The sequence below is a fragment of the Streptomyces sp. NPDC028419 genome, from assembly GCF_055565515.1.
Genome location: NZ_JBVHUE010000002.1, coordinates 238611 through 263176, shown reverse-complemented (window position 1 = coordinate 263176; position 24566 = coordinate 238611). Strand labels below are relative to the sequence as shown.

24 protein-coding genes are annotated in these 24566 nt (G+C 73.6%); 15 read left to right on the top strand and 9 right to left on the bottom strand.

Features of this window, described 5'->3' with window-relative positions; all coding sequences use genetic code 11:
* Positions 1 to 88: 88 nt before the first annotated feature.
* From ACZ4UB_RS03540 to ACZ4UB_RS03520, 5 genes are all read left to right on the top strand, one after another.
* Positions 89 to 322, top strand: a complete 234-nt coding sequence (locus tag ACZ4UB_RS03540) for a tautomerase family protein (RefSeq protein ID WP_399257239.1) — start codon at positions 89 to 91, stop codon at positions 320 to 322.
* Complete coding sequence (locus ACZ4UB_RS03535) at positions 319 to 1272, top strand: pseudouridine-5'-phosphate glycosidase (protein WP_468067982.1); 954 nt, start codon at positions 319 to 321, stop codon at positions 1270 to 1272. Before ACZ4UB_RS03540 ends, ACZ4UB_RS03535 begins: the two co-directional genes overlap by 4 nt.
* Complete coding sequence (locus ACZ4UB_RS03530) at positions 1269 to 1934, top strand: HAD family hydrolase (protein WP_468067981.1); 666 nt, start codon at positions 1269 to 1271, stop codon at positions 1932 to 1934. The genes ACZ4UB_RS03535 and ACZ4UB_RS03530 overlap by 4 nt, the downstream gene beginning before the upstream one ends.
* Positions 1935 to 2078: 144 nt before the next feature.
* The gene (locus ACZ4UB_RS03525) at positions 2079 to 3059 is read left to right on the top strand and encodes a GlxA family transcriptional regulator (protein WP_467964879.1); all 981 of its coding nucleotides are present in this window, start codon (positions 2079 to 2081) and stop codon (positions 3057 to 3059) included.
* Positions 3060 to 3255: 196 nt separating this feature from the next.
* On the top strand, positions 3256 to 3888 hold the full coding sequence (locus ACZ4UB_RS03520; protein ID WP_468067980.1) for an isochorismatase family protein: 633 nt from the start codon (positions 3256 to 3258) through the stop codon (positions 3886 to 3888).
* Positions 3889 to 3965: 77 nt separating this feature from the next.
* Here the strand turns inward: ACZ4UB_RS03520 and ACZ4UB_RS03515 are convergent, their stop codons facing one another.
* Positions 3966 to 4634, bottom strand: coding sequence for an NADPH-dependent F420 reductase (locus ACZ4UB_RS03515; RefSeq protein ID WP_468067979.1), 669 nt, complete (start codon positions 4632 to 4634; stop codon positions 3966 to 3968).
* A 193-nt stretch (positions 4635 to 4827) separates the two neighbouring features.
* Between ACZ4UB_RS03515 and ACZ4UB_RS03510 the strand changes: the two genes are divergently transcribed.
* Positions 4828 to 5967, top strand: coding sequence for a glycosyl hydrolase family 18 protein (locus ACZ4UB_RS03510; protein WP_468067978.1), 1140 nt, complete (start codon positions 4828 to 4830; stop codon positions 5965 to 5967).
* A gap of 35 nt (positions 5968 to 6002) precedes the next feature.
* Here ACZ4UB_RS03510 and ACZ4UB_RS03505 read toward each other — a convergent pair whose 3' ends face one another.
* On the bottom strand, positions 6003 to 7232 hold the full coding sequence (locus ACZ4UB_RS03505) for a chymotrypsin family serine protease (protein ID WP_468067977.1): 1230 nt from the start codon (positions 7230 to 7232) through the stop codon (positions 6003 to 6005).
* Positions 7233 to 7365: 133 nt separating this feature from the next.
* Here ACZ4UB_RS03505 and ACZ4UB_RS03500 point away from each other — a divergent pair, with 133 nt between their 5' ends.
* A complete protein-coding gene (locus ACZ4UB_RS03500; RefSeq protein ID WP_468067976.1) occupies positions 7366 to 7764 on the top strand; it encodes a hypothetical protein in 399 nt (132 codons plus the stop codon).
* Positions 7765 to 9334: 1570 nt separating this feature from the next.
* Here the strand turns inward: ACZ4UB_RS03500 and ACZ4UB_RS03495 are convergent.
* Entirely contained in the window at positions 9335 to 9793 is a 459-nt protein-coding gene (locus ACZ4UB_RS03495) for a MarR family winged helix-turn-helix transcriptional regulator (RefSeq protein WP_468067975.1), read from the bottom strand.
* Positions 9794 to 9918: 125 nt separating this feature from the next.
* Here ACZ4UB_RS03495 and ACZ4UB_RS03490 point away from each other — a divergent pair, with 125 nt between their 5' ends.
* Positions 9919 to 10473 (top strand): DoxX family protein, encoded by a 555-nt coding sequence (locus ACZ4UB_RS03490; RefSeq protein ID WP_468067974.1) that lies wholly within the window; start codon positions 9919 to 9921, stop codon positions 10471 to 10473.
* 10 nt (positions 10474 to 10483) lie between these two features.
* Here ACZ4UB_RS03490 and ACZ4UB_RS03485 read toward each other — a convergent pair whose 3' ends face one another.
* From ACZ4UB_RS03485 to ACZ4UB_RS03475, 3 genes are all read right to left on the bottom strand, one after another.
* Positions 10484 to 11545, bottom strand: a complete 1062-nt coding sequence (locus ACZ4UB_RS03485) for a GNAT family N-acetyltransferase (protein WP_468067972.1) — start codon at positions 11543 to 11545, stop codon at positions 10484 to 10486.
* A gap of 76 nt (positions 11546 to 11621) precedes the next feature.
* Positions 11622 to 14390 (bottom strand): helix-turn-helix transcriptional regulator, encoded by a 2769-nt coding sequence (locus ACZ4UB_RS03480; RefSeq protein WP_468067971.1) that lies wholly within the window; start codon positions 14388 to 14390, stop codon positions 11622 to 11624.
* A 257-nt stretch (positions 14391 to 14647) separates the two neighbouring features.
* Positions 14648 to 16417 (bottom strand): S8 family serine peptidase, encoded by a 1770-nt coding sequence (locus ACZ4UB_RS03475; protein ID WP_468068178.1) that lies wholly within the window; start codon positions 16415 to 16417, stop codon positions 14648 to 14650.
* 573 nt (positions 16418 to 16990) lie between these two features.
* On the opposite strand from ACZ4UB_RS03475, the gene ACZ4UB_RS03470 reads away from it, so the two are divergent.
* From ACZ4UB_RS03470 to ACZ4UB_RS03445, 6 genes are all read left to right on the top strand, one after another.
* Positions 16991 to 18043 (top strand): DUF1996 domain-containing protein, encoded by a 1053-nt coding sequence (locus ACZ4UB_RS03470; RefSeq protein WP_468067969.1) that lies wholly within the window; start codon positions 16991 to 16993, stop codon positions 18041 to 18043.
* Between the two features lie 106 nt (positions 18044 to 18149).
* On the top strand, positions 18150 to 18776 hold the full coding sequence (locus ACZ4UB_RS03465) for a sigma-70 family RNA polymerase sigma factor (RefSeq protein WP_468067968.1): 627 nt from the start codon (positions 18150 to 18152) through the stop codon (positions 18774 to 18776).
* Positions 18773 to 19507, top strand: a complete 735-nt coding sequence (locus ACZ4UB_RS03460; protein WP_468067967.1) for an anti-sigma factor — start codon at positions 18773 to 18775, stop codon at positions 19505 to 19507. Before ACZ4UB_RS03465 ends, ACZ4UB_RS03460 begins: the two co-directional genes overlap by 4 nt.
* Before the next feature lie 197 nt (positions 19508 to 19704).
* On the top strand, positions 19705 to 20631 hold the full coding sequence (locus ACZ4UB_RS03455) for an SCO0930 family lipoprotein (RefSeq protein ID WP_468067966.1): 927 nt from the start codon (positions 19705 to 19707) through the stop codon (positions 20629 to 20631).
* A gap of 125 nt (positions 20632 to 20756) precedes the next feature.
* Entirely contained in the window at positions 20757 to 20957 is a 201-nt protein-coding gene (locus tag ACZ4UB_RS03450) for a DUF5302 domain-containing protein (RefSeq protein ID WP_467968958.1), read from the top strand.
* A 233-nt stretch (positions 20958 to 21190) separates the two neighbouring features.
* Positions 21191 to 21679: a hypothetical protein gene (locus ACZ4UB_RS03445; protein ID WP_468067965.1), complete on the top strand. Its 489-nt coding sequence runs from the start codon at positions 21191 to 21193 to the stop codon at positions 21677 to 21679.
* Between the two features lie 23 nt (positions 21680 to 21702).
* Here ACZ4UB_RS03445 and ACZ4UB_RS03440 read toward each other — a convergent pair whose 3' ends face one another.
* Entirely contained in the window at positions 21703 to 22398 is a 696-nt protein-coding gene (locus tag ACZ4UB_RS03440; protein WP_468067964.1) for a hypothetical protein, read from the bottom strand.
* 8 nt (positions 22399 to 22406) lie between these two features.
* Complete coding sequence (locus ACZ4UB_RS03435) at positions 22407 to 23144, bottom strand: DUF1838 family protein (protein ID WP_468067963.1); 738 nt, start codon at positions 23142 to 23144, stop codon at positions 22407 to 22409.
* Between the two features lie 298 nt (positions 23145 to 23442).
* Between ACZ4UB_RS03435 and ACZ4UB_RS03430 the strand changes: the two genes are divergently transcribed.
* Positions 23443 to 23862 (top strand): hypothetical protein, encoded by a 420-nt coding sequence (locus tag ACZ4UB_RS03430; protein WP_468067962.1) that lies wholly within the window; start codon positions 23443 to 23445, stop codon positions 23860 to 23862.
* 271 nt (positions 23863 to 24133) lie between these two features.
* Here ACZ4UB_RS03430 and ACZ4UB_RS03425 read toward each other — a convergent pair whose 3' ends face one another.
* Positions 24134 to 24355: a hypothetical protein gene (locus tag ACZ4UB_RS03425; protein ID WP_385772531.1), complete on the bottom strand. Its 222-nt coding sequence runs from the start codon at positions 24353 to 24355 to the stop codon at positions 24134 to 24136.
* Positions 24356 to 24566: the final 211 nt, after the last annotated feature.

Here is a 24566-nt window from a genome sequence, read left to right as displayed (position 1 = left end):
CTGCGCGACGCGACGGGGTCCGCCCGCCGCCGTGCCCGTCCAGCCCCGCCCCGCCCCCGTGCGAGGGCCGACCGAAAGGAGGGGCTCCGTGCCCCACGTCCACGTCCGTCACTTCCCCAAGGACCTCACGCCCGAGCGGCTCGCCGCCTTCGACGCGGCGGTCACGGCAGCCGTGACCGCGACCTTCGCCGTCGACGAGGAGGTCGTCTCGATCTCCCTCGAACCGGTGGCGCCCGAGGACTGGGACGAGCGGGTCGTCACCGACATCGCCGCCCACCGCGAGCTGCTGCTGAAGGCGCCGGGCTACTGGGACGGCGCGTGAGCACCGGCGCGGGGGTCCCCCTCGTGTACACGGAGGAGGTCCGCGAGGCCCTCCACGAGGGCCGGGCCGTCGTGGCCCTGGAGAGCAACGTCATCACGCACGGCCTGTCCTACCCGGACAACGCGGCCACGGCCCGCAAGGTCGAGGACGCGGTCCGGGCGGGCGGGTCGGTGCCCGCGACGATCTGCGTCGAGGACGGCGCGCTGCGCATCGGCATGACCGACGCCGACATCGAGCGGTTCGCCTCCCGCGAGGGCATCCCGAAGGTCTCCAGCAGGGACCTCCCGGTGGTCCTCGCCCGGGGCGGGCCGGGGGCCACCACCGTGGCCTCTTCGCTGGTGGCGGCCGAGCTGGCGGGGATCCGCTGGTTCTCCTCGGCCGGGATCGGCGGGGTGCACCGCGGCGCCCAGCAGACCTTCGACGTCTCCTCGGACCTGATCCAGTTCACCCGGTCCCGGGTCGCAGTCGTCTCCGCGGGCGCGAAGATGATCCTGGACCTGGGCCTGACCCTGGAGTACCTGGAGACGCACTGCGTGCCGGTGGTGGCGTACGGCTCGGACGACTTCCCCGCCTTCTACTGCCGTACGAGCGGCCACCGCGCCCCGCACCGGATCGACGACCCGGATGTCCTGGCGCGCGCCGTCGAGACGCACCGGGCGCTGGGCGCCCCCACGGCCTTCCTGATCACCACCCCGGTCAGCGAGGCGGACGCCGTCGACTCGGCGGAGGTGGAGGCGGCCATCGCGCGGGCGGTGACCGCGGCCGAGCGGGACGGGGTCTCGGGGCAGGGGCTCACCAGCTACCTGATGCGCGCCGTGGACGCCGCGACCGACGGTCGGGCGGCGCGGGCCAACATGGCCGTGCTCGTGACCTGCGCCGAGGCGGCGGGCCGGCTGGCCGCCGCGCACGGCGCGCTCCGCGGCGGCGCACCGGTAGGTTCGACGTCATGATCAGACTCGCTGTTTTCGATCTGGACGGAACGCTCGTCGACTCGCCGCGCGCCATCGTGGCGACCTTCGGGGCCGCCTTCGACGCGCTCGGCGTCACCCGGCCCGCGGACCTCGCCGTACGGGCCACCATCGGGCTCCCCCTGGAGCGGGCCTTCGCACTCCTGCTGGAGCGGGAGCCGGAGCACGCCCAGGTGGCCGAGGCGGTCCTGCTCTACCGGAAGTTCTTCGACACCATAGTGCTCCCGCAGGCCCCTGACCTGGTCTTCCCCGGGGTCGCGGAGGGGCTGGCGCGGCTGCGCGAGGACGGGGTGGCGCTCGCCGTCGCGACGAGCAAGTTCCACGGCCCGGCGGACGCCCTGCTCACGGCGGCCGGGCTGCGGGACCACTTCGCCGTCGTGATCGGCGCGGACGAGGTCACCCGGCCCAAGCCGGACCCCGAGTCCGGGCAGGTCGTCCTCGACCGGCTGGGCCTCACGGCGGAGCACGCCGTCATGGTCGGCGACACCACCCACGACCTGTTGATGGCGCGGGCCGCCGGGATGCGTTCGGTGGCCGTGACCTACGGGGTGCACTCCGCGGCCGAGCTGGCCACGGCCGAGCCGACCTGGGTGGTCGACAGCTTCCCGGAGGTCGTCGCACACCTCGCGCCCGTCACGGCGTGAGCGCGTCCGGACATGCGCGCCGCGGGAGGCGCGCATGTCCGGACGCGTGCTTGTCCGGACGCGTGCTTGTCCGGACGCGCGCATGTCCGGATGTGACAGAGAACCGTCATTGCGGCCACCGGAGCGGGCGGTGAGGATGGACGCATGCCCACTCCCCACCGTGTCGTCATCGCGGTCTTCCCGGACGTCGACCTGCTCGACGTCACCGGCCCCGCCGAGGTCTTCGCGCTGGCCAACCGCGAGTCGTCCACCCGTGCCTACGAGGTGCGGCTGGCGGGTCCCGAAGCCGGCCAGGTGACCACCTCGGCCGGGGTCCGCCTCGCCGTCGACCTGACGTTCGCCGAGGTCGGGGCGGCGGTGGACACGCTGCTGGTGCCCGGGGCGGTGGAGCTGGGCCCGGAGGGGCCCGTACCCCGCATCGACGACGCGGTGGTCGAGTGGATCAGGGCCACCGCCCCGCACGCCCACCGGGTCGCCTCGGTGTGCGTGGGGGCGCACCTGCTGGCCGCCGCGGGGCTGCTGGACGGGCGGCGGGCGACCACCCACTGGTCCACGGCCGCGCGGCTGGCGGCCGACCACCCCCTCGTCCAGGTCGACCCGGACCCGATCTTCGTCCGCTCCGGGCGGGTGTGGACCGGCGCCGGGATCAGCGCCTGCATGGACCTGGCGCTCGCCCTGGTCACGGAGGACCTGGGCGAGGAGATGGCCCTGGCCGTGGCGCGCCACCTGGTCATGTACCTCAAACGGCAGGGCGGCCAGAGCCAGTTCAGCGTCCCGCTCAGCCGGCCCGCGGCCGCGCGCCGGGACATCGACGAGCTGTGCGCGTACATCGCCGATCACCTCGACGGCGATCTCTCCGCGGCGGCGCTCGCACAGCGCATGTGCGTGAGCGAGCGGCACTTCGCCCGGACCTTCCGCCGGGAGACGGGCGTCGGCGCCGCCGGATACGTCGAGGCGGCCCGGGTGGAAGCCGCACGGCGGTTGTTGGAGACGACCGACGAGCCGCTCGAACGGATCGCCGCGGCCGCCGGGTTGGGCTCGGTGGAGACCCTGCACCGCGCCTTCCGCAAGCAGATCGCCACCACCCCGGCCGCCTACCGGCGCCGCTTCCGCTCGGCCGGCTGAGCCGACCTCCGCCGCGACCCCGCGGACCACTCGGCCCTGCGGATCCACCAACCCGGCTGATCCACCAACCCGGCCGATCCATCGACCCTGTTGACCCATGAACCCTGTTGACCCGGCACCGCCGCGTCCGCGGCTTCGCCGTGCCCTTTTCCCGTGCCCCGCACGGGTTCCCGTGAACGAACGAGAGGACCTTCCCATGTCCGTCACCACCGCCACCGCCGTCACCCCGTCCGCCACCCTGCGCACGCTGTCCGGGCTCGACCCCGCGCTCCCCCGGCTCGGCGCCACGACGACCCTGATCATGATCGACTTCCAGCAGACCTACCGCACCGGGGTGATGGAGCTGGAGGGCGCCGAGGCCGCTCTGGCGGCGGGCGCGCGCCTGCTCGCCGCCGCACGCGCCGCGGGCTCGCCCGTGGTGCACGTCGTCAACGACGGCGGCGAGGGCGGCCCGTACGACATCCGCGCCGAGATCGGCTCGATCAGCCCCGAGGTGGCGCCCCGGGACGGCGAACCCGTCGTGGTCAAGACCGTCCCGAACGCCTTCCACGCCACGACGCTCGAAGAGACCCTGCGCGGGCTGGACTCCGGCCAGGACCTGGTGCTCGCCGGCTTCATGACGCACATGTGCGTCACCTTCACGGCCCAGGGCGCCTTCAACCTCGGATACCGGCCCGCCGTGGTCGCCGAGGCCACGGCGACCCGCACGCTGGCCGCGCCCGACGGGACCGTGGTGCCCGCCGCGACGCTCCAGAGCGCCGGTCTGACCATCATCGGGGACCTCTTCGGCGTGGTGGCCGCCACCGTCGCGGACCTCGTGGCCCCGTAGGTCCCGGCCCGGCGGGACGCGGCCCGGCGGGACGCGGCCCGGCAGGACACAGCCCGCCAGGCCCCGGCCCGCCGCGGTCAGTCCTGGTACCGGAAGTCGTCCTTGCGGACCGGGGAGGCCTGGGCCAGCGCCTCGGTGACGGCCCCGACGCCCGCACGCAGCCCGTACACGGGGGTTTCGGGCTGCTGGCGCCAGGAGTCGTCGAGGCCGCCGGCGTCGACGGAGTCGAAGCCGAGTTCGTCGATGAGGGCCCGAACGGTCGCCTTCGCCGCCTCGTCGTCCCCGGCGACCGGCAGGGCGATCCGGTCCGGGGCGCCGGCCGGGAGGGGCCGGGTCAGCAGGTCGTCGGCGTAGGTGCCGTTGAAGGCCTTGACCACCGGGTGGCCGAGGTGCCCCTCGGTCCAGCGGCTCTCGGTCAGCCCGTCGTCCTCGATGGCCGCGATCCGGCCGTCGCGTTGGCGCGGGTAGTAGTTGCCGGTGTCGATCACGACGAACCCGTCGGCCGCCCCGTCGAAGAGGCCGGAGGGCAGGTCCGGCACGTTCTTCAGGGGGATGGTGACGACGACGACCTCCGCGCCGCGCGCCGCTTCGGCGACGGTGACGGGGGTGGCCCCGGTCTCCTGTGCGAGCGCGCCCAGGGTCTGCGGGCCGCGCGAGTTCGCCACGGACACCTCGTGGCCGAGGGTGGTGAGACGCCGCGTCAGGTTGCCGCCGATGTTGCCCGCGCCGATGATGCCGATCTTCATGGTCTTCTCCCCTGGGTGCGGATGGTCAGGTCTCGCGCTCATCCGAACCGCCCGCCCGCGCCCCGCATTCCCGGCCCCGGCACACCGCATCGATCCGCGTCCGGGGCCGCCGGGTGGGCCGATCGGTGCGGGGTCGACCGCTTTCGGCGCGTCCCGTACTCCCGGAGCGCGCGGTTCGCGCCAGGTTCGAACCATGACGACCGCACGCTCCTCGACCTGGCCCCCGTCCCTGGCCCTGGCGCTTCCCGCGTCCCTGCGCTGCGCCGCCGCGCTGGCCGCCGTGCTCCTGCTGACCGCGAGCGCGCCCGCCGCGCGCACCGGATCCGGGGCCGGAACGGCGCCCCCTCCCACGTCCGCGGCCGCCGACGGGGCGCGCGCGGGTGTCCGTACGAGCTCCGCGTGGCTGCCCTACTGGGACACCGAGGCCGGTTACGCCTCGGCCCTCGCCCACGCCGACCACCTGCACACCGTCAGTCCGTTCTGGTACACGGCGACGGCCGCCGACACCGTCGAGGGCGAGGCGGGCGCCGGGAACCGTCGGATCATCGACGGTCTGCACGCCAAGGGGATCAAGGTGGCCCCGACCGTGACCGAGACCCCGGGACCGGCGGAGATGGCCGAGTTGCTCGGTGATCCGCAGGAGCGCGCGACGCACGTGGACGCCCTGATGGAGGTCGTGCGGAGCCGGTCCTACGACGGCCTCGACCTGGACTACGAGCGGATGGCCGAGACCACGGACCCCGCGCTGGTCGAGCGGGTCCGCACCGGGTACGACCGGCTGGTCGAGGAGTTGTGCACCCGGCTGCACGCCGAGGGGAAGAGCTGCGTCGTGACCGTCATGCCCCGGGTCGACGGGGACGGTCTCGCCTTCGACTACGCGCACCTGGGCAAGGTCGCCGACACCCTGCGGATCATGGGGTACAACCTGCACAACGCCTTGGCGGAACCGGGCCCGCTGTCCTCCCTGGAGTGGTACGACCGGTTCCTGACCTACGCCGTCGGCGTCGTGCCGCCCGCGAAGCTGGAGGTGGCGCTGCCCGCGTACGGCTGGGACTGGAAGGTGGGCTCGACCGACCGCGCGGGCCACGTGACCAGCCTGGAGGCGGAGGCCCTGCGCGTGCGGATGGGCGCGGAATACGTCTTCGACGAAGCCTCCGGCACTCCGCACTTCGACTACACCGACGACGACGGCGAGGAACACGCCGTCTGGTACCAGGACGCGAAGGGCTCCGCCGCCCACCTGGCCGTGCTGGAGCGCCACGGCGTCCACGGCAGCGGGCTGTGGGCCCTCGGCTTCGAGGACCCGGGCGTGTGGACCGCCCCGCGGCGCTGACCGCCGCCGGGGCGGCCGTCAGCGCACGGTCGGGGTCAGGAGGGGTTCAGCTTGATGGCGAAGGCGTTGAAGATCGACCACACGTCCACCCAGGCCAGGCCGGTGCTGCATTCCTGGGAGGCGTTGCAGCCGTAGCCGTAGCTGACGATGCCGTTGAGCTGGCGGGAGTTCTGGTCGTTGATGAAGATGACGGGTCCGCCGCTGTCGCCGCCCCGGCCGACGATGCCCCCGTAGTGGGGGACGCCGTAACTGCCGTTCACGGTCGTGCCGTTGACGTTCCAGCTGGCGTTGCCCGCGTAGACCGTCCTGATGTTGCAGAAGACCTTGGTGTTGTAGCCGAGTTGGCAGGTGAAGTCGCCGACGGCGACGTTGCGCACGCCGTTGAGGTAGCGGGTGTAGCCGGTGGCGTCCAGGCCGTCCCAGGTGTAGCGGTTGGTGGGCGCCTCGATGAACGCCGAGTCGACCGCGGGGAGTTTGTACTTGACCTGCCCGATGTAGTTGCCGCCCATCGCGTAGACGTTGTCGTTGACGTTGTAGCAGTGGCCCGCGGTGACCAGCCACTGCCGGCCGTCCCAGGTGCTGACCGCCGGGATGCCGCTGGTGCAGTAGGACTTGCCGCCGATGTTGGGGCCGAGCGCCGCTCCCGCGTAGAAGGGCGAGGTGTCGTTCTCCCGGGTCAGCGGCCGGGAGGGCGGCGCCTGGGTGACCTGGACGGCGGTGGCGGCGCTCGCGGCCCGTCGCTCCTTGACCGCCGTCGAGGCGAAGTACCCTCGGGCCGCCGTCGGGTCGTCCACGGCGAGCTGGATGGATCCGCCGTCGGGGGTACTGCCCGCGAGGGCCACCTTGAAGGGGAGATCGGTCCGGTCCGTGATCTCCGCGATCTCCTTCTTCAGCTGTTTTCCGGATTTCTTTCCCTGGACGACGCGAATCAGTCCGGTGTCCACCTTCGGATTCGCTTTGTGGACCGCGGAAAGGAAATCGCGACCCTGGGCGACATCGGTCAGATACACATTGACCGAGCGATAAGTGGGTGCGAGTTCGACCTGGGTGTACACGTCCGCCCGCGCCCCCCGCCCCACCTGCGCCACGGCATCGGCCGCCAGCCTCAGCGGCCCCAGCACTTCCGCCTGCCGCTCCGGCGTCATCGAGGCCACCGCGTCGACGGAGAGCGGAGCGGAGGTTTCCGCGTTGGCGGAGATCGTCATGAGCGGGAGGACGGCCAGGGCTCCCGCGAGTGCGATGGAGCGCCGAATTCCGATCTTCATTTATCCCCCTTGTCGACCCCGGACGAGCGGGGTCACGACCTGGACGCGGGAGACATTAGCCAGAGGGCCGTGCAGCGATAAGGCCAATTACGGCCTCATCGGGGATTCGCACGCCTGTGTTTTAATGGGGCGGGTGATCGAGTTCGTATTCTTCGCAATCGTGGCGGGCGGCGCCGGCTGGCTCCTGCGGCGCAAGCACCTCCAGCGCGTGGCGGCGGGGCCCGACGCCACCCCGCTCGGCATCCCCGGCATGGCACGACTACCGGCGGGGCACGGGCGCTGGCGCATGGGCCGGGTGTGCGGCGGACCGGGGGCGGTGCGCTGGGTACCGCAGCGCGGGGAGCCGGTGGCACTGGACGGAGCCCGTGCCACGGGGGTGCGCACCCCCACCGTGCGGGAGTCGATGGTGATCAACCCCGGCTCCCGGATCGTCTCCTGCGTCTACGCGGGCGGCAGCGCCGACATCGCGGTGATGGCCCTGGACCTGGCCGAATTGCACACCTACATGCCGCAGCCCCCAAACCCCAACTGACCGGGGTGCGCACCCCCGCCCTCCCGACCGGCTTCGCGAGGTGTCCGTAGTGACCCCGTGCAAGCACCCACGTATCCGGCGTCAACGAGGACCGTTCGGGTCGACGTCGATCTCAACGCCGTGAAGTGTGCGGGTTGGTGACGGGCGCGATGCATTCCGCCGCCGCGTGGCATCGGGCTATCGGGCGCCGGTCGCCGGTTCGGTACGTCCTGGGCGTCTACCGTTTGCCAGCGTCGGGATATCGATGCCCAAGGCAGCGTGTTCGTGTGCATCCTGCACGCGGCGTCCCGGTCATGCCGCGCCATGGCCAACGCCGGCCACTCGCGCCGGCGGCGCGGACGGCGACCACACGACCACCGACCCCCACCCTGGGCGCGTCCCGCATTTCCCCACGCGCCCGGACCGGGGCCAAGCCCTGCTCGCCCAGATCGACGTACCGCAATGGCAACTGGATCACCTTCGAATAAGAGGGGCCCGTCACACCCACGCCCCTCGTCCACCACGGCGGCTCCCCGTGAGGGCTGGATCACTGCCCCGCACTTGTCCGGCGCTGCCGCCGGCGGCTCGGACGGCTACGACGCCGGAAACCTCGCCGGCGTCATCAATCCCTCTGGCCTACCCCTGCGCTTCGCCCACGACGAGCACGCCCGCGTCGCATCGTGGACCGATACCAACGGCATTCGTTACGACTGCGCCTACGACCGCCACGCCCAGTGCACCGCCCAAGCCAGCGTCGAAGGACACGTGTCCCGGCGCCGCGACTACAAGGGCATCGACCCCGAATCCGACCTGCCCGCCACCACCACGACCACGCGCAGCGGCGCCCTCCACCGGTACGTCATCAACGCCGCCCATCAGAGATCACCCCTCCCAGTACGGCCACTCCACGACCCAGTGACCATCCCCGCGGGTGCGGGGAGCAGATCTGCATGGCAGCTCCTACTCGGTTGGTGCGGGGACCATCCCCGCGGGTGCGGGGAGCAGCTCCCCTCGACTATCGCGAGGAAAGAGGTGTCGGGACCATCCCCGCGGGTGCGGGGAGCAGAACTCCGGGCGCGAGCGCTGGTAGTCCGCCACGGGACCATCCCCGCGGGTGCGGGGAGCAGGCTCTCTGGGCTGGGACTCTATCGGGGCAGCCAGCTGGATTGGGGCACCTTTGTCGAGTCCGGCATTTCTGTCATATCGCCTAGATCGGTTGAGGGTCGCACTACGGACACGGCGCCTCGTGGGACCATCTCGGCCAGGTACGCGCCGTGTCCGCGCCGACAGCGCTGCCCTCCGGCCGCATGCCCCATCGCCATGAGGCCGCCGTGTCGCTCGGTCCTGACGACCGCGGCCTGGAAGCCCGGCCCGGATGCTGCCCGCGCCGCTTTCGCTCGCGTGGCCCTTCCGGCTTCGCGTGCCGATCCCCCGAAGTCCGTGGCGTGCAGGGCGCCGCCGCACACCCGATTTCGCGTGCCCCATACCGAGGGGCCCAGCGCAAGTGATCTTCGTGGCAGTGGGCTCGTCGGGTCGGGAACCGACTCCGCAGGCGCGGTCCGGGGCGACGGGCGGGCCGCGGCCTGTTCGGTCACGCCTCGCGCAGTCTGCGGGCCACCTCGCCGAGGCCGTCGGCTACTGCGGCGAGTTGTTCCGGGGTCAGGACGTCGATCAGGGATTGGCGGACCGCCGCGACGTGGCCGGGGGCCGCCTCGTCGAGTCGGGCGCGGCCCGCCTCCGTGAGCACCGCGAAGATTCCGCGCACGTCGGAGGGGCAGCTGCGCCGCCGCACGAGGCCGGCCTTCTCCATCTGCGTGACCTGGTAGGTCAGCCCGCTCTTGGAGTTGATCAGCCCGTGGGCCAGCTCGGTCATCCGCAGCTCGCCGTCCGTGGCGCGGGCGAGGCGGACGAGGATCTCGTACTGCGCGTGCGAGAGGCCGGAGTCGTCCTTCAGCTGCTGGTCGAGTCGACGGTTCACCAGTGCGGAAGCGGCGAGGAAGCCCTGCCAGGCGCGCATCTCGTCGTCATCCAGCCATCTCGTTTCAGCCATATCTCCAGCTTACGCCAAGTTGTTCCAATTTGAATCAGCGGCTAGGGTCTGACCCGGTCGTTCAAATTCGAAGGACCTCATCGCTCGCTTCTACGGACAGTCCCCACCGGGAAGGATCTCCCCCGATGACCCCCACCCCCACGCCCACCCTCACCCCCACGTCGTCCCCCACGGCCTCCGCCGCCCCGCACGCACACCCCTTCGCCGGCAGCGGACTGCTGCTCCTGCGCCTCGTCCTCGGCCTCACCATGGCGGCCCACGGCTCCCAGAAGCTCTTCGGCTGGTTCGACGGCGGCGGCATCAGCGGGACCGGCGCGTTCTTCACCGCGAGCGGCTACCCCTCCGGCGAGGCCATGGCGGTCGTCGCCGGTCTCTCCGAGACCCTCGGCGGGCTCGGCATAGCGGCCGGACTGCTGACCCCGCTGGCCGCGGCCGCCGTGGTCGGCACCATGATCAACGCGATCGCGGTCAAGGGCACCGGCTCCTTCTTCGCCCCCACCGGCATCGAGTACGAGCTGCTGCTGACCGCCGCCGCCGCGTCCCTCGCGCTGACCGGCCCGGGCCGCTTCGCCCTCGACCGGTTCGTGCCGGTGCTGCGCGCCCACCGTCCGGTGTACGGCGCGCTGGCCGTGGTCCTGGGCGTCGTCCTCGCGGGCGGGGTGCTCCTCGTACGTTCCTGAGCCCCGCGGCTCAGCCGGCGGTGCGGGTGTAGTGGACGTCCCCTTCACCCGCGCCGCTCCGCGCGAACCCGGCCCGGGCGATGACCGCGTGCGAGGCGAGGTTGTCGTCGTCCACGGTGGCGTGCAGCGTGGTCAGGCCGTCCTGCGCGAGGGCCCAGCCGGCCAGGGCCCGTACCGCCTCGATGGCGTAGCCGTTGCCCCGGGCCGAGGGCACGATGTCGTAGCCGATCTCGGCGTTGCCGTCGCCGTCGGGCGCCGCGTGGAAGCCGATGCCGCCCACCGCGAGGCCGTCGGCGGCGCGGACGATCGCGTACGCGCCCCAACCCGGCCGGTACGTGCCCTCCTCGCGCGCCTTGGCCACCATGCCCGCGGCGAACCGGGTGCCCTCGAACGGCCCGTCCTCGGCCCACGCGAAGCCGCCCGTGCCACCGGTGTTCAGGTCGGCGCCGGTCACCGGGGAGATCTCGCAGAGCACCAGCCGCTCCGAACGGATCGGGTCGGCGTGCCAGCGCCAGGCCCCCGGGCGGGGCAGACCCGGCAGGTCGGTCCGGCCGGTCGCCCAGAGCAGCGTCGGCCACGGGGCGTTCGTGCGCGGCGCGTGCGGGAAGAGCCGGTCCAGGACCGCCGCGCACAGCTGCGCGGGCGGCTCCCAGTCCGTGACCCCGAGGCCGTTCAGGACGTCACGGGTGTGCACGAACGCTTCCAGGACGCCCATCGCGGCGAAGGCGTCCGGACCGCCCGCACCGGACGGGTGCCAGCCCCGGACCTCCGCGGGGCTGGTGGCCACGGCGGCCGAGAGGAGACCTCCGGTCGCCTCGATGATCTGGATCAGCCCGGCGGGCGTGGTCCCCGGATCGGCGGTGATCTCGAAGGGCACCCATCCGTGGGCCGCCCCGGCCGTCAACTGACCGGCGTAGGCCGTGAAGTCACCCGCCACGTGGACGACGGTGTCGTAACAGTTCCACTCCAGCCCGCCGGCCGGGACCGTCCAGTCGAGGTCCGCGACGCCGCGCAGGGCCCGCGTGGTGAGGGACACCGCTTCGTCTATGTGCTGGGCACTCATGATCGTCATGCGCGCACCCTAGGGCCCCCGGCCGTTTCGGGCCAACCGATTACGGCCGCCCCCGCGCGCACCACCCCGCCCGCCCTCACCGCGCCCGCAGCGCGGTGGCCAGTTGCGCCCGGGAGCGCACGTCGAGCTTCTGGTAGATCCGGGTCAACCGCGCCTCCACCGTCTTGACGCTCACGAAGAGCCGGTCGGCGGCCTCCTGGTTGCTGGCGCCCTGGCCGACGAGCAGCGCGAGGCGGTTCTCGGCCTCGGTGAGCGCCGCCGCGCCGGGGTGCCCGACGCCGCCCTCGGGGCCGGCCCCCGGACCCGGCGGGGCCTCGGTGGCCAGGTCCGTCCAGGGCTTGGCCCCGGCCTGCGCGAAGATCTGGGCCGCCGTGCGCAGGGCGGCGCGGGCGGGCGCGCGGCGCCGGCGCCGGCGTTCCACCCGGGCGAGGGCGAGCAGCGTCCTGCCCCGTTCCAGCGGCAGTTCGAGGGCGTCGAAGCGCTCCGCCGTGGCCTCCAGCAGGGCGACGGCCGCGTCGGTCTCGCCGCGCGCCGACAGGGCCAGGGCGCCGGCCCGGTCGAGGGCGGCGACCACGCCGGTACGGCCGAGGTCGAGGGCGACCGTACGGACGGAGGCGACCAGCTCGGCGGCCTCCTCGGGGGCGTCGGCGGCCACCAGCGCCTCGGCCAGCTCCCCGTGCCAGCGCAGGATCGAGGGGTCGACGACCTGCTGGGCGGCCTCCAGCCGGGCGACCCGGCGCAGGGTGGTCACGGCCTTGGCGGTCTCCCCCGTCGCCAGCTCGACCTGGCCGAGGGCGAAGAGGTTCCGCGAGAGGAACACCTGGTCCTGTTCCTCCTCGGAGGCCTGGATGCCGCGTCGGGCGTAGCCCGTGGCCCGCGCGAAGCTGCCGCCCATGGCCTCCGCGGTGGCGGCGACGTACCAGGCCGGGCCCGGCGAGAGGCCCGCCTCGATGGTCAGTTCCAGGGCGCGGCGCGCGTGGGCGCGGCCCGCCGCGCAGCGGCCGCGGCGCAGTTCGACCTCGGTGAGGCTGCGCAGCACCTCGAAGACGTCCTCGGCGGAGCCGGTGCGCTGGACGGCGGGCAGCAGGACCAGGAGCTGTTCGCGGGCGTCGGCGAGCCGGTCGTCGAAGAGGGCGTGGCGGACCGCGAGGTACTGCGGGGCGTTGCGCATGCCGAGCGGCACCTCGGGGGCGGGCAGGGTGAGGGCCTCGGCCAGGATGTCCTCGGCGTCCGGGTCCCCCAGGATCCGGCCCATCCGGGCCCGTACGGTCAGGGCCATGGCTTCGGCGACCTGGTCGCCGCCGATGGCGGCCAGCACCCCGGCTTCCGCCGCCGCGGCGCAGGAGCGGACGGGGTCGCCGTCGCTCAGGTTGAGCTTCCAGGCGACGCGCAGTTGGACGGCGGCCTGGAGCGAGGGGTCCGCGGCGGCGTCGTCGCGGGCGTAGGCGAAGGTCTCGTCGAGGTCGGCGAGGGCCTGGCCGGCCGCGTCGATGACGGCGAGCCGAGCCCGTACCCGGTCGGCGGGCGAGGCGTCGCGGGCCAGGACGGCGCGGGCGGCGCGGCGGGCGAGGTCGGCGCGACCGGCCCAGCCCGCGTCCTCGGCGGCGCCGACCAGGCGCGCCAGTTCGGCGGCGGGGCGGCCCGGCGGGGTGCGTTCGGCGGCGAGCAGCCCGAGCTCGGCGGCCAGGGCGCGCCTGCCCCGGCGGCGGCTGGCCGCGGCCGCCTCGGTGATCTCGGCGGCGAGCTCCTCGTCGGCGGTGTCCACGGCGAGGGCGCGGTGGCGGACGGCCTGCACGGGGTCGTCGACGGCGGCGGCCAACGCGGCGTGCCCGGCGGCCCGTTCGGGCCAGCCCGCGTCGGCGGCCAGGGCCGTGGGCAGGGCGCCGGCGGTGAATTCGACGCTGCCGTCGTCGCGTACGGTCACCAGCCCGGCCCGTTCGGCCTCGGCCAGCTCGGCCTCCGCGTCGGGGCGTCCGGCCCGACGGAGCAGGGCGGTGGTGGGGCGGGCCGCGAGGGCGGCGAGGAGCAGGGTGCGGTGCGCGCGGGCCGGTGCCTCGGCGAGCAGCCGCCGGGCCACCTCGCGGGCCTGTCCGGACAGCGGCAGGGTGTCGGCGTGGTGCGCGGCGCCGTCCCGGGCCTCGGCGAGGGAGTGGCCGAAGGCGAGGGCGAGGCGCGGGTTCCCGCCGCTGGCCTGGTGGATGCGGCCGGCGAGGCGGGCGGGCAGGCCGTGGCGTACGAGGAGTTCGGCGACCTCGTCGGCGCCGAGCGGTGGCACCCGGACCGTCGGGGCGCCCGGACCGCACAGGGTCTCGGCCACCGGGGCGCCGCCCTGCACGCATTCGGCGACGAGGACCCGGACGCCGCGGGGCGTCAGGCGCAGGGCGAAGCGCAGCAGGTCGGTGGTCTCGGCGTCGAGCCACTGGGCGTTGTCGAGGACGATGAGCACGGGGCTGCGTTCGGCGAGGGTGCGCAGCACCTCGACGACGCCGAGGCGCAGGGCGACGTGGTCACGGCCGGCCCGCGGGGCGTCGGCCTCGCGGCGCAGCAGGGCGATGGCGGTGCGCTGGGGTGGGGCGAGGCGGTCGAGGGCGGTGCGCGGGACGGAGGCGAGGAGGGCGGCCGCGGAGGCCTCGGGTATCCACTGGTCGGCGGCTTCCGGCGCGAGCCGGAGCACGCGTTCGCGGCGGCCGAAAGCGGCCGCCGCGACGGCGAGCAGTACTTCGGTCTTGCCCGAGCCTGCCGGTCCGGTGAGGACGGCACGGCCGTGCGTGGTCAGCGCACGGTCCACCGCCTCGATGAGTTCACCGTGTCCGACGGTGGTGTCAGCGTTCCCCGTCGCCGCCACGCACAGCCACCAGCCTCTCGGTCCCCAGTTCCTGTGCTGCTTCTGTGAGCGCGACAATACGAGGTCCGCCGCCGGACGGACCCGGATTGTGACGCAGAAATCAGTCAGGTGACAGGAATGCCCGCCGGACCCGCCGATACGAGCCGTATCAGCAGGTCCGGGGGCCGGCTTGGTCCGTACTATCGGCCCGTCAGGCCCGGGTGGTCAGTCCGGATCGGTGACGCGCGGCCGATCGTGCGTACCTCGCCCGCACCGGTTCAGAAGCCGAGGCTCCAGGAATCGATGTAGCCGGTGTCGGCCGCGGCGACGTCCTGGACCTTCAGCTGCCAGGTGCCGTTGGCGGGGAAGGCCGAGGCGTCGACGGTGTAGGTGGTGAGGACGTTGGCGGCGCTGTCGCCGGAGGAGTTCTGCAGGCGCTTGACCACGGCGCCGCCGGGGCCGACGAGGTCGATGACGAGGTCACCGCGGTAGGTGTGCTTGATGTCGACGGACACCTTGAGGGTGGCCGGGGCGTTGCCACTGCGGCCGGAGACCGTGATGGCGGAGGTGACGGCGCCGCCGTTGTCCGGGATGGCGACGTCGGTGGCGTTCTCGTAGGCCGGGGCCGGAGGCGTGGAGGTCACGGCGGTCACGGCCGCGGCCGCGTCGGCGAGACCCGTTCCGCAGCCCCCGGTGCAGGTGCCGGCCAGCGGGCGCGCGCTGGTCTTGATGGCCGACTCGACCTGGGCCGGGGTGAGGGAGGGCTTGGCCGAGACGAGGAGCGCGGCGAGCCCGGCGACGTGCGGGGCGGCCATGCTGGTGCCCTGGTAGGGCTTGTAGATCTCGGCGCCGGGGGTGGTGGTGCCCGCGTTCAGCGTGGAGAGGATGCCGTTCTCGGGGGTGGTGACGGTGCCGGGGGTGTCGGTGGCGCGGCGGGTCTCGCCGCCCGGGGCGGCGACGTCGACGGCCGGGCCGAAGTTGGAGTAGAAGGAGCGGTCGCCGGTCCGGTTGGTGGCGGCCACGGAGATCACGTTGTTGCAGCTGGCGGGCGAGAAGCCGCTGGCGTCCGCGTTGCTGTTGCCCGCGGCGACGACGACGGTCGTGCCGCGCCCGACGGCGGCGTTGATGGCGTTCTGGTAGCTGGTGCCGCAGGCGCCGGAGCCGCCGAGGCTCATGTTGATGACCTTGGCGGGGGTGGTGTTGGCCGGGATGCCGGGGACGGAACCGCCGGAGGCCCAGGTGATGGCGTCGACGATGTCCGAGGTGGCGCCGCCGCACTTGCCGAGCACCCGCACCGGCTGGATCTTGGCGCCGTAGGCGATGCCCGCGATGCCCTTGCCGTTGTTGGTGGCCGCGGCGATGGTGCCCGCCACGTGGGTGCCGTGCCAGGAGGAGTCGCTGGCCTTGGAGTCGACGCCGCATTCGCCGGCGGCGGTCCAGTCGCCCTGGTCGGCCGGGTTGTTGTCGCGGCCGTTGCCGTCGCGGGCCGCGCTGGAGCTGGAGATGAAGTCGTAGCCGGGGACGATGTTCGCGGCCACGTCGGAGTGGGCGACGTAACCGGTGTCGATGACGGCGACGGTGACCCCGGCGCCGGTGGTCTTGGCCCAGGCGCCGGGGACGTTCATGCCGGCGGTGGGCTCGAAGAGGTCCCACTGCTTGGCGTACTCGGTGTCGTCCGGGGTCGCCATGGCGTAGGCGCGGGAGTCCGGCTCGACGTAGGCGACGTCCGGGTCGGCGCGGAACTGGGCGATCACGCCGGCGGCCTCGGACGGGGCCACGGCTCCGCCGAGGTTGACCAGCGCGGCGCCGGTGCCGAGGCGCCGCTCGAACTTCGTCTTCTTGCCGCTCTTGTGGCCCTTGGCGACGGCGTCGTCGGCCGCGGCCGTGTTGGAACTCGCCTCGGTGGCCGAGGACTTGTAGCCGACGATCAGGTTCTCGACCGGAGCGACCGGCAGGACCTGGGTGGCCGGGGCCACGGGGGCCGGGGCGGCCTGGCGGCCGAGGGCCATCGAGGTGGTGGCGCTGCCGGCGAGCAGGGTGACCGACATGGCCACCACCGATATGAGTCGACGTCTGGATGCGTGCACGGTGTTCCCTTTCGCGGGCCGTCCCCGGCGGACCGGGGACGGCCGGTGTGGTGCTGTGTGGGAGGTTGCGTGGGGGGTGGGCATCGGGGAGGAGGCACGGTCCCCGCACGACGGTGTGCGGGAGGGGACGGAAGTACGGGATGCGCGAGGCGCGGGAGCGAGAGGACGGACGATCGGGGAGGGGTGTGTGGGGCGGGCCCGCCGCGAGCCGGCGGCGGCCGGGGAGGGCTCCTCCGCACGCCCCGGCCACCACCGCTCGTCGTGACCCCGCCCGCGTCGACGAGGAGGGGTACCGGCGGTACCGGGGAAGCGTCGAGCCGCAGAGCGCCGCGCCAAGTGGGGTTGGCGGGGCGGATGTTCGACTCGGACGAGACCGCCGGTGGGCAGACAGTAGGCAACGCCGGGATGAACTCGATACGGGGAAAACCCTTGCTCACCCCCTGCCACTGCCCCCACGACCCCCGCCCGGGGGTCCCGTGTCCCGCCTGTGAGACGCGGTTGACCGGGCCGGCGGCGAGCGGCGACCGTGACCCCATGGGGAACGAACGCCGACTGTTCGCGCTGCTGATCTGCCTGCTGCTCGGCGGCGGGCTCACGGCCGCCGTCCTGGGGGCCTCGCGGGCGGCGGACGCGGCGCGGCCCGCGGGCGCCGCCGCCACGGCACACTCCGGAACGACGCGTTCCGGCCCGGCGCACTCCGGCGCGGCGCGGTCCGGCCCGGCGGCCGGCGACTTCGTGGACCTCCGCGACGTACCGCCCGGACCCGCCGATCCCCCGCCGACCGGACCGGGCGGCTCCGCCGGCACGGTGCGGGTGGAGTGCGGCCGCGACGAGGAGGGTCACTACAACGAGGACAACCTCGTCGTCTCCCCCGGCCTGCGCGCGGGCGCGCACCACACGCACGCGTACGTCGGCAACCTGTCCACGGACGCGATGTCCACGGACGACTCCCTGGCCGCGGCCGCCACCACCTGTCGTGGCGGCGACCGCTCCACGTACTACTGGCCGGTGCTGCGCCTCCCGGACCGGCCCGCGACGCAGCCGTGGGAGCACGCGGCGGGCCACGGCAACGCGGGAGCGATCCTGCCGGAGGCGAGCGTGTCCGTGGAGTTCTTCGGCAACCCGGTGAGCCAGGTGGTGCCGATGCCCCGCTTCCTGCGCGCGATGACCGGCGACCCGGTGGCCGCGACGGCGGACGACGAGGCCGACGTACGGGCCCGCTGGGGCTGTTCGGGCTCGCCCGACCGGTCCACCACCCGCTACCCCCGCTGCCCGACGGGCGAGCGCCTCACCCGCACCCTGGTCTTCCCCAGCTGTTGGAACGGCCTGGACACGACCTCCTTCGACCACCGCTCGCACCTGTCGTTCCCCGGCGCGGGCGGGATCTGCCCGCAGGGCACCTTCCCGGTGCCGCGGCTGCGGATCTCCCTCGCCTACGACGTGCCCCCGGGCGCGACGATCGCCCTCGACTCCTTCCCCGAGCAGCGGCACAGCCCCCGGACGGACCACGCGATGTTCGTCGACGTGATGACCGACGCCGCGATGGCGCAGGTGGTGGCCTGTCTCAACAGCGGCCGCCACTGCTGAGCACCGCCCGCACCCCCCGATGTGACGCGGGCCACATGAACCGGGGCCCTCCCCGCGGCGTGTACGGACTGCACCACGCACGCGAGGAAGACGGAGAGGGTGTGAGATGGCCGGACCACTGTGGCCCCGCAGTCGGCGGGGCTCGACCGACGAGGCACTGATCAGGTCGGTGTACGAGGAGCACGGCCATGCCCTGCTCGCCTACGCGACCCGACTGACCGGGGACCGGGCCGCCGCCGAGGACGTCGTCCAGGAGACGGTGATCCGCGCGTGGCGGCACGCCGAGATCCTGGTCAACGGAAAGGGTTCGGTGCGCGGTTGGCTGCTCACCGTGGCCCGCAACATCATCACCGACCGCTACCGGGCCAAGGCGGCCCGACCGCGGGAGGTCTCCGGATCCGCGGCCACCCCGCCGGTGGAGCCGGACCACTCCGACTCCGTCGTGGATTCCATGACGGTCCTGGGCGCCCTGGACCGACTGACCCCCGAACACCGGGACGTCATCACGGAGTTGTACTACCGCCAGCTCAGCGTGACGGAAGCCGCGGACGTCCTCGGCATCCCGGCGGGCACCGTCAAGTCCCGCTCGCACTACGCCCTCAAGGCATTGCGCGAGGCGTTCCGGGACGGCGGCGCGGGCACCGGCGGGGAAAGCAGGAACAATCGGGGCAGACGAGGCAACCGACCGGGCAGGCCGCCGCAGCAGCCCGGACTGCAGGAGGTGGTGGCGTGAACCGGGAATTGCACGAGGAGGAACTGCTCGGCCCGTACGTGCTCGGCGTCCTCGACGGGGCCGAGGTCCGCCGCGTCGAAGAGCACGTGAGCGGCTGCGTGCGGTGCCGCGAGGAGGTGGCCGCGTTGCGCGAGATGGAGGCGGCGCTCGGGGAAGTGCCCGAGGAGGCGTTCTTGGAAGGACCCCCGGACGGCGGCGACCTGCTGCTCCAGCGGACGCTGCGGCAGATGCGGGGCGAGCGGGCCGGACAGGCCCGGCGCCGGACCGTCGTCGCGGGTCTGGCCGTCGCCGCGGCCCTCGCGGCGGTGTTCTGGGCCGGAGCCCAGCTGGGGGCGGGAGACGCCCGGGACGTGGCCGACGGTCCCCCGGCGCCGCCCCCGACGGCGACGGCGACGCCCTCGCCGCCACCGGTGGGCACCAAAGTGGCCTCGGCCACCGATGCGCGCAGCGGCGCGCGGATGACCGTACAGGTGACGCCCGCGGCGCGGTGGGTACGGGTGCACGCGGCGGTGACCGGGGTGCCGGCGGGCGAGCGGTGCCTGCTGGTGGTGGTCGCCCGCGACGGTACGCGCACCACGGCGGGCAGCTGGGTGGTGGGCGGCCAGGAGAACGGCGCGGGCAAGGGCGCCGCCCTGGACGGATCCGCGGCCGTCGACCCCGCCGATGTGAAGGAGGTCGTGGTGCAGAACGAGGCGGGCACGTCGTTCGTGTCCGTGCCGCTGCCGGCCTGAGTCGGCGACGGGCGCGTGCGCACCGACGCGAAGGCGCCGGTCGGGGGGTCCCCCGACCGGCGCCTTCGCGTGGGCCCGGCGGATCCACGGCGACCGGCGCCGAAGAAATTTCCGCACGCCATTGAACCGGCCCGCGGGGGGTCGCGTGTTTGCGGTGCCGACAGTTTCCAACGAACCACCGGATTTCAGGAGTTGTCATGACGAACCTGCGCAAGCTCACCCTCGCCGGAGCTGCCACCGCGCTGCTCCTCGGCGCGACGGCCTGCGGAACGCAGGCGAGCGGGAAGACGGACGCCGCCGCCGTGGGCGCCCAGGTCCCCGCGGCGGCCGCGTCGGGGGCCGCCGACCCCTACGCGAAGGGCGACGGCGCGGCTCCCGGCGGCGCCGCCTCCGGCGCGCTGGTGGTCCGTACGGACGCCAAGCTCGGCCAGGTCGTGACGGACTCCGCCGGTTTCACCCTCTACCGCTTCGACAAGGACACGGCGAAGCCCGCCTCGACCTCCGCCTGCTCCGGCGACTGCGCGAAGGCCTGGCCCCCGGCCCCGGCCAAGGGCGTCGCGGCGGGCGCCGTCCCCGCCGCCGCCCTGGGGTCCCTCAAGCGGCAGGACGGATCGGAGCAGATCACGATCGCGGGCTGGCCCGTGTACCGCTTCGCGAAGGACACGGCCCCCGGCCAGACCAACGGGCAGGGCGTGGGCGGCACGTGGTTCGCCGTCACCCCGGAGGGCAAGAAGGCGGGCGCCGCGGCGCCGCAGGCCGAGCCGGCCGCGCTGCCCGCCCTCTCCGCCGCGGACGACAAGACGCTCGGCAAGATCCTGCGGGACGCCAAGGGCCGTACGCTCTACCGCTTCACCAAGGACACCGCGTGGCCGATGAAGTCCAACTGCGAGGGCGCCTGCACCGAGAAGTGGAAGCCCGCCCAGCCGGTCGACGCGAAGGCGGTCGAGGGCGTCGACCCCAAGCTGCTCAGCACCTACACCCGGTCGGACGGCACGAAGCAGCTGGCGATCGACTGCTGGCCCCTGTACTGGTTCACGGGCGACCAGAACCCCGGTGACACCGCAGGTCAGGGCGTGGGCGGCACGTGGTTCACCGTCACCCCGGAGGGCAAGCTCGTCAAGTGACGCGCGGCGCCGGGGACGGGGTGTCCTGTGCCAGACTGGGGAGCGCCGCCCTTCGGGAAACGCGCTGGTCAGCAAGCGCACGGGCTGACAGACTGAATCGGTTTCAGATCAACCCAGGAGGACACATGGCAGACACCTCGGACACCCCGGACACCCCGGAGGACACCTCCCCCGCCGCCGAGGCCAAGCGCAAGTTCCGGGAGGCCCTGGAGCGCAACGAGCGCAACGCGCAGTCCCAGCAGGCGCACCAGAGCCGCGCCAAGATCTCCGGCACCAGCACGGGTGGCGCGGGGAAGAACAAGAAGGTCCGCCGCAAGACGGGCTGACCCGTGGCCACGGCCCGGTCCCCGCTCAGCGCGGGGGCGCTGCCGCTCCGGTCCCCTACGGGCCCCGGAGCGGCACACGCGTGCCGGTGGAGCCGGTAGCGGATTCCCGGACAGAGCAGCCAGTTTTTGGCCATTTCGGGTGATCTGAGAACCGTCCGGCGCGCTCGCCGCGTCGTGGGGTGCAGTGACAGTGACCACACTGCCCGCACTCGCAACGGGGAAAGGTACGGCCCATGCTCCAGCGCCCGACCACGCGCACCGCCGCCATCGTCTTCGCGGCCACCGCCGCCACCGCGGCCCTCTCCTTCGCCTTCGTCACCACCGCGTCCGCGGACGGGTCCGCCCCGAAGGCCGCCCCGGTCGCGGCCGCCGCCCTCCCCTCCGTCTCCGGGAGCCCCGAGGCCGCGTTCACGCGGATCGCGGACTTCTACGGCGCCTACATCGACGCCGTGTACGACGGCGACGGCAAGACGGCCGACCAGCTGCGCTCCTTCTACCTCGCCAAGCCCCTCCAGGCCGAGTTGAAGAAGTGGGAGGAGACCAACCACGCGAACGGCGTGCTGCGCGCGCAGAACGTGCCGTCGCAGTGGAAGGTCACCTCCACCGGCAGCGGAACGGGCAAGACCAGCGCCACGGTCACCCTGACGTGGGGCGGTTCCACGACCGAGATCCACGTCCAGGCCGACCTGGCGACCAAGAAGATCACCTCGATCAAGGACTGACCTCGGCGCTGTGACGACAGGGGCTAGCTGCGCGGGTCCACCCACAGCGCCTCGCCCACGGCCATGACCTCACCGTCGGCCGTGGCCAGCGCCGTGCCCACCCGGTGCTTGCGGCCGGACTCGCCGAGCAGCCAGGCGTACGAGACGAGCCCCGCGGCGGCCGGCACCGGGCCCAGTACCCGCGCCGTGAGCGAGGCCGTCACCGCCCCGGCCCGCTGGGTGCCCAGGAGCCGCCCGGCCGCGTTCCCCGGGCAGTCCAGCGCGGCCCACACCAGCTCGGGCGGCAGGGCGCCGTCCGCGTCGAGGAGCCCGGCCCCGGGGGTCCAGGCGGCGGCCACCACCTCGCGGCCCGGCACCCGCCCGCAGTGCAGCCGCAGCCCCGTGTCCGGTGTCCGGCCCAGTCCGCAGCCGAAGCAGTCGGCCACGTCCTCGGGCGGCGCCGCGCGGTAGGCCTCGGCCGCGGCCCGGGCCTGGTCCCAGGTGGGCGCCACCGGGGCCTCCGCGTCCGTCTCGACAGGCGTGGCCACGGCCAGCACCAGGACCCCGTTGGTCAGCTCGCTCCCGCCGTCCGCGGTCTCGGCGAGGCCGAGCGGGGTGCCGGTGGGCGTCGGCCGCCGGAAGTCCACCCGTACGGTCTTCGCGGCCGCCCGCCCGGCCAGTACGCCCGCCACGTACCCGCCGAACGCCACCCCGGGGTAGCCGTGCAGGGCGGTCGGCACCGTGAGGATCACAGCTCGCCCAGGTCTCTGAGCCGCCGGAAGTAGGTCCAGCTGGTCTCGTTCGGCTCGCTCCACGCGTCCGGGGCGTGCGCGAACTGCGGGTGGTGCGCGGCGATGTAGGCGCGCGTGCGCTCGGGCACCTCGGCGTAGGAGTCGAGCTTGCGGCCGCGGCAGTGGAAGGTGAGACCACCGGGACGCTGCCCCTGCTCCATCCAGGGCAGCCAGGGCGACTGCCGGGTCCACGACATCGTCGCCGGCACGCTCGGCGCGTCGGTCTCGAGGACGGATTCCGGGGCGAAGAACTGGAAGAGTTCGAGCGCCCGGTAGGTGTCGTCCGCCGAATGGTCCGGGAACCGCTCGACCGGCAGCGGGGACGGGTAGGCGAGCGGGATCTCCAGGCTGAAGCAGACCTGGTCGCCCAGCCGGGTCAGCGGGACGGGGAACGGCCGCCACCGCTGGTTCGCCGGATCGTTCCAGACGTGGACGACCGGCTTCTTCTCCCACGTCTCCAGGATCTCCCGGGTGTCGGGGTCCAGGTAGAAGGCGGCCTCCCGCGTCAGCAGTTCGTAACCGGTGTCCGTGGTGACGAGGCGGGCCACATTCACCCCCTCGAAGCCGAACACCCGCTGGTAGGGCTGGTCGGGGGACCAGGAGAACACGTTGCCGGACCACCAGAAGGTCACCTCGGCTCCGTCGAGCGAGGCGCGGGTACGGGCGAAGGCTTGGAAGAGATCGGCCGGAGTCATGGCGCCCACTGTGCAAGCTCACCCGCGCACTCGGCAAGCACCTCTGCACGGCCACCTGTGCCACCCGCACGGGTGACGTCCGCGCCGGCGGGCCGCGGTGCGGGGGGCCGCGGCCTAGCATGTGCGCCGGGCGGCCCGGGCCGCCCGCGCCACACAGGGGAGGGTCACCGTGACACTGCCAGTGCCCACGGACCGTACGGAGCACACGGCCGAGCGGCGGCCCGACTATCCGCCGCGCACACCCCCGCCACCACGGAGACCGGTCGAATCGCCCCGCCCGGAGCGTGTCTTCACCGTCGTGAACCAGCGCGCGGCGAACTGGGCCCTGGAGGCGCGGCCCTGGGCCGCGACCCGGGTCCGGCGGCTCGTCGTCGACCGGCTCACCGCCTGGCGCTACCTACCCGACCCCGACCAGGTGGGGGCGGTGGTCTCGGCACTGGTCGCGGCCGCCGTCGAGGACGGCGGGCGACGGATCAGCCTGCACCTGGCGGCCACGGACGGGCAGGCCTGCATCGCCGTGCTCAGCCACCTCGCCGGTGCCCGCACGGAGGCGCACACGGGCGTGCTGGGCGGGGTCGCCGACCTTCCCGGCCTGCGCGGCTGCGGATCCGAGGCGGATCCGGACGGTCACCGGCTGTGGGCGGTCATCGACGTGCCGCTGCGCGAGGACGTCGTCCCCGCTCAGCGAGGTGCGCGGGCGGCTAGGCCGACGGAGTGAAGGGGTCGCTCAACTGCTCCCCGTCGTCGTGGGCCGTGCTCGTGTCAGAAAAGGGGTCTTCGGGGCCGAAATCGGGGGCCCTGAAGGGGTTCGTCGTCGCCGGGAGCCGCGATGCGGGCATGGTGACGTGGGTCCGCGCCGTTTCCGGCGCGGAGAACAGCGGTGATGCGTCGATGAGGGCGCGCCGCCTTTCGTGGTTCGGAGATGCCGGGATCGGGTGGAGTGGACGGAGGCGTGGTTGATCGCCACGCCTCCGTCGACCCTCACCGTCTCAAAGAGTGGTCATCTTGGTGTACGGGCTCAGGATCCGCATGCGCGACGAGCCGAAATCGACGAGAACCGCGATTCCGTCCTCGATCGCGATGACACGGCCGAGGCCGTGCTGATCGTGTGTGACCCGGTCGCCGACAGCAAACACCCTGAGTGGCGGAGCGGTCGCGGCCTTGAACGGGCTGGCTGGCAGGTGGCGCCGGGTTCCGGCTGACTTTGTCATTGTCACCAGTATGCGCCCGTCGGGCCGCTGTGCCGCCCGGTGTGAGTCTCTCTCTGGTTGCGCCCTGATAACGCCGGTGCCGGATTCTGCCGGTTGGACCCGATCGGTCCGCAAGCTCGTGGCCGGCGCCGGGCGGGGAGAGGGGGGTCGGTGCGGCCGGCGAGGCTAGCAGACCGATATCCGCTGGCCCACGGAAATTCCGGTCGCCGAG

What these genes read in the sequence shown, in the direction of transcription:
- ACZ4UB_RS03505 (WP_468067977.1), bottom strand. Translation starts at nt 7,232, where the DNA reads ATGAAGATCGGAATTCGGCGCTCCATCGCACTCGCGGGAGCCCTGGCC.
- ACZ4UB_RS03470 (WP_468067969.1), top strand. Translation starts at nt 16,991, where the DNA reads ATGGGGAACGAACGCCGACTGTTCGCGCTGCTGATCTGCCTGCTGCTC.
- ACZ4UB_RS03525 (WP_467964879.1), top strand. Translation starts at nt 2,079, where the DNA reads ATGCCCACTCCCCACCGTGTCGTCATCGCGGTCTTCCCGGACGTCGAC.
- ACZ4UB_RS03495 (WP_468067975.1), bottom strand. Translation starts at nt 9,793, where the DNA reads ATGGCTGAAACGAGATGGCTGGATGACGACGAGATGCGCGCCTGGCAG.
- ACZ4UB_RS03465 (WP_468067968.1), top strand. Translation starts at nt 18,150, where the DNA reads ATGGCCGGACCACTGTGGCCCCGCAGTCGGCGGGGCTCGACCGACGAG.
- ACZ4UB_RS03530 (WP_468067981.1), top strand. Translation starts at nt 1,269, where the DNA reads ATGATCAGACTCGCTGTTTTCGATCTGGACGGAACGCTCGTCGACTCG.
- ACZ4UB_RS03515 (WP_468067979.1), bottom strand. Translation starts at nt 4,634, where the DNA reads ATGAAGATCGGCATCATCGGCGCGGGCAACATCGGCGGCAACCTGACG.
- ACZ4UB_RS03450 (WP_467968958.1), top strand. Translation starts at nt 20,757, where the DNA reads ATGGCAGACACCTCGGACACCCCGGACACCCCGGAGGACACCTCCCCC.
- ACZ4UB_RS03455 (WP_468067966.1), top strand. Translation starts at nt 19,705, where the DNA reads ATGACGAACCTGCGCAAGCTCACCCTCGCCGGAGCTGCCACCGCGCTG.
- ACZ4UB_RS03490 (WP_468067974.1), top strand. Translation starts at nt 9,919, where the DNA reads ATGACCCCCACCCCCACGCCCACCCTCACCCCCACGTCGTCCCCCACG.
- ACZ4UB_RS03425 (WP_385772531.1), bottom strand. Translation starts at nt 24,355, where the DNA reads ATGACAAAGTCAGCCGGAACCCGGCGCCACCTGCCAGCCAGCCCGTTC.
- ACZ4UB_RS03485 (WP_468067972.1), bottom strand. Translation starts at nt 11,545, where the DNA reads ATGACGATCATGAGTGCCCAGCACATAGACGAAGCGGTGTCCCTCACC.
- ACZ4UB_RS03445 (WP_468067965.1), top strand. Translation starts at nt 21,191, where the DNA reads ATGCTCCAGCGCCCGACCACGCGCACCGCCGCCATCGTCTTCGCGGCC.
- ACZ4UB_RS03510 (WP_468067978.1), top strand. Translation starts at nt 4,828, where the DNA reads ATGACGACCGCACGCTCCTCGACCTGGCCCCCGTCCCTGGCCCTGGCG.
- ACZ4UB_RS03520 (WP_468067980.1), top strand. Translation starts at nt 3,256, where the DNA reads ATGTCCGTCACCACCGCCACCGCCGTCACCCCGTCCGCCACCCTGCGC.
- ACZ4UB_RS03475 (WP_468068178.1), bottom strand. Translation starts at nt 16,417, where the DNA reads ATGTCGGTCACCCTGCTCGCCGGCAGCGCCACCACCTCGATGGCCCTC.
- ACZ4UB_RS03435 (WP_468067963.1), bottom strand. Translation starts at nt 23,144, where the DNA reads ATGACTCCGGCCGATCTCTTCCAAGCCTTCGCCCGTACCCGCGCCTCG.